The 10344-nt window shown below is 64.0% G+C and carries 10 protein-coding genes; 7 read left to right on the top strand and 3 right to left on the bottom strand.

Annotated features, from left to right (window positions below):
* Positions 1-137: 137 nt before the first annotated feature.
* From P0D89_RS48335 to catC, 3 genes are all read left to right on the top strand, one after another.
* Positions 138-1295: a muconate/chloromuconate family cycloisomerase gene (locus P0D89_RS48335; protein ID WP_408360777.1), complete on the top strand. Its 1158-nt coding sequence runs from the start codon at positions 138-140 to the stop codon at positions 1293-1295.
* 74 nt (positions 1296-1369) lie between these two features.
* On the top strand, positions 1370-2278 hold the full coding sequence (gene catA, locus P0D89_RS48330) for a catechol 1,2-dioxygenase (RefSeq protein ID WP_408360779.1): 909 nt from the start codon (positions 1370-1372) through the stop codon (positions 2276-2278).
* Between the two features lie 155 nt (positions 2279-2433).
* Positions 2434-2724, top strand: coding sequence for a muconolactone Delta-isomerase (gene catC, locus P0D89_RS48325; protein WP_408360781.1), 291 nt, complete (start codon positions 2434-2436; stop codon positions 2722-2724).
* Between the two features lie 103 nt (positions 2725-2827).
* Here catC and P0D89_RS48320 read toward each other — a convergent pair whose 3' ends face one another.
* Positions 2828-3805, bottom strand: coding sequence for a PDR/VanB family oxidoreductase (locus tag P0D89_RS48320; protein WP_408360783.1), 978 nt, complete (start codon positions 3803-3805; stop codon positions 2828-2830).
* Positions 3806-4010: 205 nt separating this feature from the next.
* Positions 4011-4895: a LysR family transcriptional regulator gene (locus P0D89_RS48315; protein WP_408360785.1), complete on the bottom strand. Its 885-nt coding sequence runs from the start codon at positions 4893-4895 to the stop codon at positions 4011-4013.
* 123 nt (positions 4896-5018) lie between these two features.
* Here P0D89_RS48315 and P0D89_RS48310 point away from each other — a divergent pair, with 123 nt between their 5' ends.
* Positions 5019-5780, top strand: a complete 762-nt coding sequence (locus P0D89_RS48310; protein WP_408360787.1) for a sulfite exporter TauE/SafE family protein — start codon at positions 5019-5021, stop codon at positions 5778-5780.
* A 442-nt stretch (positions 5781-6222) separates the two neighbouring features.
* On the top strand, positions 6223-6969 hold the full coding sequence (locus tag P0D89_RS48305) for a glucose 1-dehydrogenase (protein ID WP_408360789.1): 747 nt from the start codon (positions 6223-6225) through the stop codon (positions 6967-6969).
* A 185-nt stretch (positions 6970-7154) separates the two neighbouring features.
* Here P0D89_RS48305 and P0D89_RS48300 read toward each other — a convergent pair whose 3' ends face one another.
* Positions 7155-8036, bottom strand: coding sequence for a LysR substrate-binding domain-containing protein (locus tag P0D89_RS48300; protein ID WP_408360791.1), 882 nt, complete (start codon positions 8034-8036; stop codon positions 7155-7157).
* A 117-nt stretch (positions 8037-8153) separates the two neighbouring features.
* On the opposite strand from P0D89_RS48300, the gene P0D89_RS48295 reads away from it, so the two are divergent.
* Both P0D89_RS48295 and phnX read left to right on the top strand, forming a co-directional pair.
* Positions 8154-9374, top strand: coding sequence for a 2-aminoethylphosphonate--pyruvate transaminase (locus P0D89_RS48295; protein WP_408360793.1), 1221 nt, complete (start codon positions 8154-8156; stop codon positions 9372-9374).
* Between the two features lie 123 nt (positions 9375-9497).
* Positions 9498-10319: a phosphonoacetaldehyde hydrolase gene (gene phnX / locus P0D89_RS48290; RefSeq protein WP_408360795.1), complete on the top strand. Its 822-nt coding sequence runs from the start codon at positions 9498-9500 to the stop codon at positions 10317-10319.
* The last annotated feature ends 25 nt before the right edge of the window (positions 10320-10344 follow it).

The following is a 10344-nucleotide window of genomic DNA, read 5'->3' as shown; positions in this document are numbered from 1 at the left end:
GTTAATCTGCTGCCATCCGCCCGTTCCGGCGCTTCATACCGTCAAGGTATGGAAATAGTCTGAATGGGTGTTGGACTGCCGCGCCGGTTTGTTTCTAATATGAGCGCTCCCGGTATAGCAGTTCAGGAGGGCAAGGAATGACAGCAACACCCGTGAAGATCGAGAGCGTGGAGACGATTCTCGTCGACGTACCGACGATCCGTCCGCACCGGCTCTCGGTCGCAACGATGAACTGCCAGACGCTCGTGCTGGTGCGCGTGCGTTGCGCGGACGGCGTGGTCGGCGTGGGCGAGGGCACCACCATTGGCGGGCTCGCGTATGGCGAGGAAAGCCCGGAGAGTATCAAGGTCAACATCGACACCTATTTCGCGCCGCTGCTCAAAGGTATGGACGCAACCCGCCCGGGCGCCGCGATGGCGAAACTGCGCGAGCTGTTTCAAGGCAACCGGTTCGCGAAGTCGGCGCTTGAAACCGCCTTGTTCGATGCGCAGGCGCAGCGCGTCGGCGTGCCGTTGTCGGAGCTGTTCGGCGGCCGCGTGCGCGAGTCGGTGGATGTGGCGTGGACCCTTGCGAGCGGCGATACGAATCGCGATATCGACGAAGCCGAACGTGTGTACGAGGCCAGGCGTCATCGCGTGTTCAAGCTGAAGATCGGTTCGCGCGCGGTGGCAGACGACGTCGCGCATGTCGTGGCGATCAGCAAAGCAGTGGAAGGATACGGTGAGGTGCGGGTCGACGTGAACCAGGCATGGACCGAATCGGAAGCGATCTGGGCCGGCCGCCGTTTCGCCGAGGCCGGCGTCGCGCTGATCGAGCAGCCGATCGCCGCGGGGAACCGCGCGGGTCTGAAGCGTCTGACGGAACTGGCGGACGTGCCGATCATGGCCGACGAGGCGCTGCACGGCCCGGCGGATGCGTTCGCAATTGCCAGCACGCGTGGCGCCGATGTGTTCGCGGTGAAGATCGCGCAATCGGGCGGCCTGAGCGGCGCCGCGCAAGTGGCGGCGATCGCATCGGCCGCGAACATCGACCTGTACGGCGGCACGATGCTCGAAGGCGCAGTGGGCACGATCGCGTCGGCGCAACTCTTCAGCACCTTCGGCGAATTGAAGTGGGGCACCGAACTGTTCGGCCCTTTGCTGTTGACCGAAGAAATCCTCACCGAGCCGCTGCGCTACGAAAATTTTGCACTGCGTCTACCGCAAGGTCCGGGCCTCGGCATCACGCTCGACTGGGACAAGATCGACCGCCTGCGACGTGACACGCGCAAAGGCGCAAGCGTCGCCGCGATTTGAAGGCCCGTTGTCTGAAGACTCATTGACTGGCTCACCCGCTAGCCATCCACAAGATCAAACGAAGGAGATACCCCATGAACAAGCAAGCTATCGATACGCTGTTGCAGAAAATCAACGACAGCGCCACCAGCGAAGGCAATGCGCGCACCAAGCAGATCGTCAACCGGATCGTGCAGGATCTGTTCTATACGATCGAAGACCTCGACGTGCAGCCCGACGAATTCTGGACCGCGCTGAACTATCTCGGCGAAGCCGGCAAGAGCGGTGAACTGGGCCTGCTGGCCGCGGGTCTCGGCTTCGAGCATTTTCTCGATCTGCGTATGGACGAAGCGGAAGCGAAGGCCGGCATTGAAGGCGGCACGCCGCGCACGATCGAAGGGCCGTTGTACGTGGCGGGCGCGCCGGAGTCCGTCGGGCACGCGCGGCTCGATGACGGCAACGATCCCGGCCAGACGCTGGTGATGCGCGGCCGCGTGCTCGGCGAAAACGGCAAGCCGTTGGCCAATGCGCTGGTCGAAGTGTGGCACGCGAACCACCTCGGCAATTACTCGTATTTCGACAAGTCGCAACCGGCGTTCAATCTGCGCCGCTCGATCCGCACCGATGCCGAAGGCAAATACAGCGTCCGCAGCGTCGTGCCGGTCGGCTACAGCGTGCCGCCGCAAGGACAGACGCAACTGTTGCTCGATCAGCTCGGCCGTCATGGACATCGTCCGGCGCATATTCACTTCTTCGTTTCCGCACCGGGCTGCCGCAAGCTGACGACGCAGATCAACATCGACGGCGATCCGTACCTGTGGGACGACTTCGCGTTCGCCACGCGCGACGGTCTCGTGCCGGCCGTCAAGCAGGCGGAAGGTGCCGAAGGCAAGCCGTACGGCGTGGAAGGCCAGTTCGCGCTGATCGACTTCGACTTCACGCTGTTCAACGACCGCGACAATCTGCCGGGCGCCGAGGTGGAGCGCGTACGCGCCGAAGCCTGATGCCTGGGACGCAATGAGCGAAAACTCCTGAACCTCCTGCAGAAATCTGTCGACCCTGGTTTGCGCGGCGTCTGGTTTGCCGCTCGGCCGGGGTCTTTGTTTACCGATCACCGATCGATCACGTCGATCACATCACTCATGCAAGGAGAGCAAGCATGCTGTTTCACGTTGAAATGACCGTCAATCTGCCGCCCGACATGGACGCCGAGCGCGCCGCGCGTCTGAAGGCCGATGAGAAGGCAATGTCGCAAAAGTTGCAGCAGGAAGGCGTCTGGCGGCACTTGTGGCGCATCGCAGGACGCTACGCGAACATCAGCGTGTTCGATGTGGAGAGCCCCGCGCATCTGCACGACGTGCTGAGCCAGTTGCCGCTGTTTCCGTATATGGCTGTCGAGGTGCGTGCGCTGTGCCGGCATGCATCGTCGATTCGCGAAGACGACCGCTGAAAACACGAGCGAAAAAAAGGTGCCGTGAGCGCGGCACCTTTGGCGTTGGATGAAACCGTTGTTGCGTGAAACCGAAGCGCGGCCCAACGCGGCGCGTCAAAGATCAAAGATCCAGCACCAGTTCCGGTGACGTCGCGCGCGACACGCAGCAGCAGATCACCTTGCCGCTCGCGCGTTCCGCTTTGCTCAGACAGTGATCGCGATGCTCGGGCGTGCCGCTTACCACGTCGACCATGCAGGTCCCGCAGACGCCTTCCCCACACGATGTGTCCACTTCGATGCCGATCGACGCCAATGCGGCGACGATGGTCGTGTCCTTATCCACGCGCACGGTGGCGCCGCTGCTGGCGATCCGCACGTCGAATGCGTCGAGTGCGGCCGATGCGCCGCTGACAGCGGCAGCCGGCTCGGCAGCGAAACGTTCGAGGTGAATCGCGTCGGACGCGACGCGCGTTTTGCCAAGCGCCACCACCCGCTCCATGAAAGGCGCGGGGCCGCAGGTGTAGATGTGCGTGCCGTCGCACGTGTCGGCGAGGCAAGCGCCGAGCACCGTATCGAGTTGCTCACGCGCGACGCCGAAGTGAAACTTCACGTGATCGCTGAACGGCGCGCGTGACAACAGCGACATAAACGCGGCATGCTCCGCGCCGCGCGCGAAATAGTGCAGGACAAAACGCTGCTTCTGCTTGAGCAACCGGTACGCCATGCTCAACAGCGGCGTCACGCCGATGCCCGCCGCAACCAGAATGTGTTCGCGTGCGCCGGGCGCGAGTTGGAACAGATTGCGCGGCGCACCGATCGTCAGTTCGCTGCCGACCTCGACCTCGTCATGCAGCGAGCGCGAGCCGCCGCGCGAGGCGGTTTCGCGCTTCACCGCGAACAGATGCGCGTGACGCTGATCGGGGTCGCCGCACAACGAATACTGCCGCGTGAAACCGGAAGGACCGGTGACGTCGATGTGGGCGCCGGGTTCGTAGTGGTCGAACGGTTGACCGTCCAGACGCGAGACGCTGAACGAGCGCACGCCTTGCGCTTCGTCGCGCAGGCTGTCCACGCGCACGTTGAAAGTGGTTCGTTCCATGATCTTGCCGACAAAAAAGAGCACTGCGAAGAGCGCTGCGCGAAGCAGAGCGGGGCGGCGCATGCGGGGGAGTCGCATGCGCCCATGCAGCAAGAATAAGAACTCCCATCGGATCGGGCAAATTGATTAAAAATGGCCTGACAGATAAATCACATTGATATCTTGGGAGCCTAAGCCGTTCCAGGCGCGGCTGCGCACCGTCGCGCTAGATCCCCGCCAGATGCCGAACCAGCGCCTTTTCCGGCCTCGGCATCGCGTTCAGGTCGCGCATGCAGACCAGCAACTGGCGCGACGCCCAACTGTCGGTCAGCTCGATCGTGCGGATGCCCGGCGTGCCGCGATAGCGTTTCGCCGCCGTGGCCGGCACGATACCGATGCCGGCGCCTTGTTCGACCATGCAGCAGACGCCGTCGAACGTGCGCATGTGGGCGCGAAATCCGAGCGGCTGGCCGGCCAGCAGCGCGCGCTCGCCCAGGTAGGCCTGCAACGCGCTATCCGCGCTCAGACCGATGAAATCCCGCTGCGCCACGTCCGCGAGACTGGCGCGCCGGCGCGCGGCGAGCGCATCGTCGCGGCTCGTGATCAACACCAGCTTGTCGACAGCGAAGGGCAGCGTCTGCAGCGTCCCGTGCTCGACCGCGTCGGAAATGATGCCGATCTCCGCCGCGCGGGTCAGCACCGCCTTGACCGTCTCGCTGCTCTGACGTTCCTTCAGATCGATCTGCACGTTCGGGTGATCGCGCAGAAAGAGGCCGATCGCGGCGGGCAGAAACTCGGTGATCGCGGCGGTATTGGTCCACAGTCGAATGCAGGCTTTGCGTCCTTCCTGATGCTCGCCCAGTTCGCCCTGCATCCTTTCGATCTGTCCGAGCACGAGCCGCGCATGATGCGCGAGCGTATCGCCGGCTGGGGTGGACTCGACGCCACGGCGGCCGCGTTCGAGCAGCGGCATACCCAGCGCGTCCTCCATGCCGCGCAACCGTGCGCTGGCCGAAGGCAATGACATGTTCGCGCGTGCGGCGCCGTGCGTGATGCTGCCGGTGTCGAGCACATGCAGAAAGAGCCGCAGATCGATGAGGTCAAAGCGCATGGAAGATAGTTCGAGTGGGTTTCAGCCTTAGCCGTAGCCTAAGTCACGGTACGTATCTTACGCATTGTGGACTGCATGGCGGCGATTGAAAATCGTGCACATCAGTTCAACAAGAATCTCCCGATGATCTCTTCGTTTGCGAGTTCGTTTGCGTTGCACACCGGCGTGGTCGCCGCGACGTTCGTGGTGGCCGGCTTCGTCAAGGGCGTGACCGGCATGGGTCTGCCGACCGTCGCGATGGGCGTGCTCGGCACGCTGATGCTGCCGGCGCAGGCGGCCGCGTTGCTGCTGTTGCCGTCGTTCGTCACGAACGTATGGCAACTGTTCGCCGGTCCGAGCGTGAGCGCGCTGTTCAAGCGTTTGTGGCCGATGATGCTGGGCATCGTCGGCGGCACGCTCGCGACGGCGTCGTTCATTGCGGGGGCGGGCGGCGCATGGGCGGTGGTCGGCCTCGGCGCGGCGCTGGCGCTCTACGCGGTGGCTGGTTTGCTGGCGTGGCGCTGTGCGGTGCCGGCGCGGCATGAACGCTGGCTGTCGCCGGCCATCGGCGCGATCACGGGCGTGGTCACGGGCGGCACCGGCGTGTTCGTGGTGCCGGCGGTCCCTTATCTTCAGGGGCTCGCGTTGACGAAAGAGGACCTGATCCAGGCGCTCGGGCTGTCGTTCACCGTGTCCACCATCGCGCTCGCAATCGGTCTGGCGAGCGAGCATGCGTTTGCCGTCGACGATCTCGGCCTATCGCTTGCCGCGGTAGTGCCGGCGCTGATCGGCATGTGGATCGGCCAGCGCGTGCGCGGACGCATTAGCGCGCAGAGCTTTCGCCGCTGGTTTTTCATCTGCCTGCTCGGACTTGGTATTCAATTAATGGCGCGCGCGTTCGTTTAATCAGAACGTGATGGCAGCGAACAAGGGAGGACGACATCGTGTGGCACGTCATTCTTGATACGCTCGGTGCGCTGGCGGTGCTGGCGAGCGTGACCGCGCAGATTGCGCTGCTTCGTAAGCGTTGAGTTAACAAGCCGTATTGATCTGGTTTCACTAGGCCGCGATCATGCCGCGCGCACGTGCGGGTCTTTGTTTGCGCATGCGTTCGCACCTATGTTTGTAGTGCTTTTGTACGTGCGCACATTGCCCGCCGCGTCGTCCCATTCCCGATTGTTCATCTCAACCGACGTATCTATTCGTCATGAGCCGCTTTATCAGTACGGCTGAGATGCCTACATTGTTTCCAGTGACAGCGCCACTGCATTTCCCGCATCATCGACGTGCCCCCCGCGAATCTCCGCGACAGCGCGTCGGCGCGAAACCCATTTAAAAGGACATGATCATGAGCAAGCTCACAGGTAAGGTTGCGGTTGTAACCGGCGGATCGAAAGGCATCGGCGCGGCCATTGCGAAAGCATTGGCGGCGCACGGCGCATCGGTGGTGGTGAACTACGCGTCGAGCAAGGCGGGCGCGGACAGCGTGGTCGACGCGATCACCAAGGCAGGCGGCAAGGCGGTGGCGGTGGCGGGCGACGTGTCGAAGGCAGCGGACGCGAAAGGCATCATCAATACGGCGGTCGAAACCTATGGCCGCCTCGACATCCTCGTCAACAACTCGGGTGTGTATGAATTCGCGCCGATCGAAGAGATTACCGAAGATCATTTCCACAAGCACTTCAATGTGAACGTGCTCGGTCTGCTGTTGACCACGCAGGCAGCGGCCAAGCACCTCGGCGAAGGCGGCAGCATCGTCAACGTGAGCTCGGTGGTGAGCCGCATCACGCCGCCGGGCAGCTCGGTCTATACGGCGACCAAAAGCGCGGTGGACGGCATCACGGGCGTGCTCGCGAAGGAACTCGGGCCGCGCAAGATTCGCGTGAACTCCGTGAACCCGGGCATGGTCGCGACCGAAGGCACGCATAGCGCGGGCATCATCGGTTCGGATTTCGAAACGTGGGCGGTCAGCACCACGCCGCTCGGACGCATCGGCCAGCCAGAGGATATCGCGGATGTCGTCGTATTCCTCGCATCCGACGACTCGCGCTGGATGACCGGCGAGAGCCTGATTGCCAGCGGCGGATCGCGTTGAGCGGTGCTGGGCGATTTTGAGTGATTGCGTGCAGCAATACAGCAATGCGCTAGTTGGCCGTATCGCTCGCTTTGCCTGACAACGCAGGCAGCCCACGAAGCGCAGCAGATAGAGCGACTAAAGTAAGCCGCCCCGCAGGCTCCACCAGCGCCTGCGGGGCGGCTTGCGCTTTTAGGCTTGCATTTCTATTGAGCAGCCGCCGCAACAGGCCCCGCCAACTCCACCGCGAACAACGCATCCAGCAGATTCGATCCAGGCCGCTCGGCGAGCCGCGTCAGCGATTCGATCATCTGCACCTGGCAATCCTGCAGTGGAATCATCCGGATGCGCCGCGACTCGTTGAACTCGGCGCGCGCGATCACGCCCACCCCCATGCCTTGCGCGACCGCTTCTTCCAGCGCCTCGCGCCCGTCCACGTACATCACCGGTTCCACCTGTAGCGACTCGCGCACCAGCTCGATTTCGAGCAACTGCTGCGTGACGGATTGCGACTCGCGGAAAATCATCGGCTGCGTGACAAGCTCCGCGTAGCTCAGCTTGCGTTTCTTCGCGACCGGATGGCTGGCCGGCACCATCGCCACCAGCGGATCGCGCCGCAACACGCGCGACACCAGCCGGCTGTGCACTTGCGGCGCGGCGGTGATGGCCACGTCCACCGCGCTCGACAGCACGCGCTGCATGCAGTCCGCGGCGTTGGCGATCGACAGCGTCACGACGATGCCCGGATGCAGCTTACGAAACGCGCCGATCAGCGCGACCGCCAGATCGGGCGCATCCGCGGCGAGCGACAGGGAGCCGGTCTCGAGCCCGCCCGCCGACTCCAGCAGTTGCCGCGCGTCGCGCTCGCAACTGAGCATGTGCCGCGTCACGCTAAAGAGGCGCAAACCCAGCTCGGTGGTCGTGACGCCGCGCGGTCCGCGCTCGAACAGCTTGACGCCGTAGTCCTGCTCCAGCCGCCGCACATGATCCGACACCGCCGGCTGCGTCAGCGACAGCGCCTGAGCCGCTTTGGAAAACCCGCCATGTTCCGCGACCGCATGAAACGCCCGCAATTGCGCGTATTGCACGTGTGCCTCGCCATCAATAAGTTTTTACGATATCGGCATCAATTATATTGATTTTACCGATGACGGGGCTTTCTGTACTGTGTCACGTATCGACATAGCGAGATCGGAGTTTCGAACATGGAAAGCGCGCTCGGCAATTCACCGGCAGCGTCTTCAATCGCCACGTGCGCCGCGCCGGCCGGCGGCGAACCGTATCTGCTGACGCCAGGGCCGCTCACCACCGCGCTCTCGACCAGGCAGGCGATGCTGCGCGACTGGGGCTCGTGGGATGGCGACTTCCGGGCGATGACCGCGCAGTTGCGCGCGAGCCTGCTGGAAATCGCGGGTGATACCGCCGGCGAATACGACTGCGTGCCGCTGCAAGGCAGCGGCAGCTATTGCGTCGAGGCGATGCTGGGCAGCCTCCTGCCGCGCGACGGCCATGCGCTCGTGCTCGCCAACGGCGCGTACGGCAAGCGCATCGCGACCACGCTCGGCTACCTGGGCCGCGCCTGCACGGTGCTCGACAAAGGCGACTACCTGCCACCGCGCGGCGCCGAAGTCGAACGCATGCTGGACGCCGATCCGAACATCACGCACGTGGTCGCGGTGCATTGCGAAACCAGTTCGGGGATTCTCAATCCGCTCGAAGAGATCGCCGCGGCCACCGCGAAGAAGGGCCGCAAGCTGCTGATCGATTCGATGAGCGCATTCGGCGCGGTGCCGCTCGATGTGCGCGAGATCGCCTGCGAAGCGTTCGTGTCGTCGGCCAACAAGTGCATCGAGGGCGTGCCCGGCTTCGGCTTCGTGATCGCCCGCAAGCGCGCGTTGCAGGAAGCGAAGGGCCGCAGCCACTCGCTCGCGCTCGATGTCTACGATCAATGGGATGTGATGAACCGCACCGGGCAGTGGCGCTTCACGCCGCCGACCCACACGGTGGCCGCGTTCCTCGAAGCGCTGCGGCTCTATCGGCTCGAAGGCGGCCAACCCGCGCGTCTCGCGCGTTATGCGAACAATCGCGACGTGCTGGTGGCGGGCATGCATGAACTCGGCTTCGAGCCGCTGCTGAATGCGCGCTGGCGCTCGCCTATCATCGTGACGTTCTTCGCGCCGGCGCATCCGTCGTTCGAATTCGCGCGCTTCTATGAGCTGATGAAGCAGCAGGGCTTCATCATCTATCCGGGCAAGCTGACGGTGGTGGACAGCTTCCGCATCGGCTGCATCGGTCAGGTGGACGAGCAGGTGATGCGCCGCGTGGCGCAGGCTTGCGCGAGGTCGTTGCAGGCGATGGGCGTCGCGCATGCGGCGCCGCCTGCGGCTGCGCTCGAAGAGCGCAAGGCGTTGGCGCAAGCGGCCTGAGGAAAAAGGAACACGCATGGGTTGAGCGCGCGGTTCGCGCGCGCAGACCTGCGGATAAGCATCGGATAGCAACACGCGCCACGCCGCGCGAACATTGATTGAGAACCCAGAGGACAGAAGTCGATGAAGCAAGCCAGACAGGTCAAGCACGTCAAAGCGGTGATTTTCGATTGGGCCGGCACCGTGGTCGATTACGGTTCATTGGCGCCGATGGGCGCGTTCGTCGAGACCTTCGCGCAGTTCGGCGTCTCCATCACGATCGACGAAGCGCGCGGCCCGATGGGCATGGCCAAGCGCCCGCATATCGCAGCGCTGATGGCGTTGCCGCGCATCGCGCGGGCATGGGCCGACAAGTACGGCCGCCAGCCGGATGAAGCGGATATCGATGCCGTGTACGACGTGTTTGTGCCGAAGAACATCGCGGTCGCGGCAAGCTATAGCTCGGTGATTCCAGGCGTGGCCGAAGTGGCGAGCGCGCTGCGTCAGGACGACATCCGCATCGGCACGACCACCGGCTACACCCGCGAGATCATCGACGAGATCGTGCCGGGCGCGGCGGCCCAGGGGTTCGCGCCGGACAGCATCGTGTGCACGGGGGATACGCCGGAAGGACGGCCGTCGCCGTACATGATCTACAAGACGCTGCCGGAACTGGGCGTCTGGCGCGCAAAAGACGCGATCAAGGTCGACGACACCGAAGTCGGGATTGCGGAAGGGCTCAACGGCGGCACGTGGGCGGTTGGCGTCGCGGTGAGCGGCAACGCGTTCGGGATGGCCGAAGCGGACGTCAAGGCGTTGGCGCCGGATGAGTTCGCGACGCGTCGTCACGCTGCGATCGAGAAGTTGCGCGCGGCGGGCGCGCACTACGTGATCGACAGCGTCGCCGATCTGATGCCCGTGGTGTACGACATCGACGCGCGTCTCGCGCGCGGCGAGCGGCCGTAATGCGGTGAATGCGGGGCCGCGCGGT

Origin of the sequence: Paraburkholderia sp. RL18-085-BIA-A (assembly GCF_046027075.1) — a bacterium.
GTDB lineage: Bacteria > Pseudomonadota > Gammaproteobacteria > Burkholderiales > Burkholderiaceae > Paraburkholderia.
Note: the sequence above shows the minus strand (reverse complement) of the source record. Positions and strands in the feature narration are given on the sequence as shown.

Excerpts from the sequence above, each read along its gene's own strand:
- P0D89_RS48335 (WP_408360777.1), top strand. The coding sequence starts at position 138 with ATGACAGCAACACCCGTGAAGATCGAGAGCGTGGAGACGATTCTCGTC.
- catA (WP_408360779.1), top strand. The coding sequence starts at position 1,370 with ATGAACAAGCAAGCTATCGATACGCTGTTGCAGAAAATCAACGACAGC.
- catC (WP_408360781.1), top strand. The coding sequence starts at position 2,434 with ATGCTGTTTCACGTTGAAATGACCGTCAATCTGCCGCCCGACATGGAC.
- P0D89_RS48320 (WP_408360783.1), bottom strand. The coding sequence starts at position 3,805 with ATGGAACGAACCACTTTCAACGTGCGCGTGGACAGCCTGCGCGACGAA.
- P0D89_RS48315 (WP_408360785.1), bottom strand. The coding sequence starts at position 4,895 with ATGCGCTTTGACCTCATCGATCTGCGGCTCTTTCTGCATGTGCTCGAC.
- P0D89_RS48310 (WP_408360787.1), top strand. The coding sequence starts at position 5,019 with ATGATCTCTTCGTTTGCGAGTTCGTTTGCGTTGCACACCGGCGTGGTC.
- P0D89_RS48305 (WP_408360789.1), top strand. The coding sequence starts at position 6,223 with ATGAGCAAGCTCACAGGTAAGGTTGCGGTTGTAACCGGCGGATCGAAA.
- P0D89_RS48295 (WP_408360793.1), top strand. The coding sequence starts at position 8,154 with ATGGAAAGCGCGCTCGGCAATTCACCGGCAGCGTCTTCAATCGCCACG.
- phnX (WP_408360795.1), top strand. The coding sequence starts at position 9,498 with ATGAAGCAAGCCAGACAGGTCAAGCACGTCAAAGCGGTGATTTTCGAT.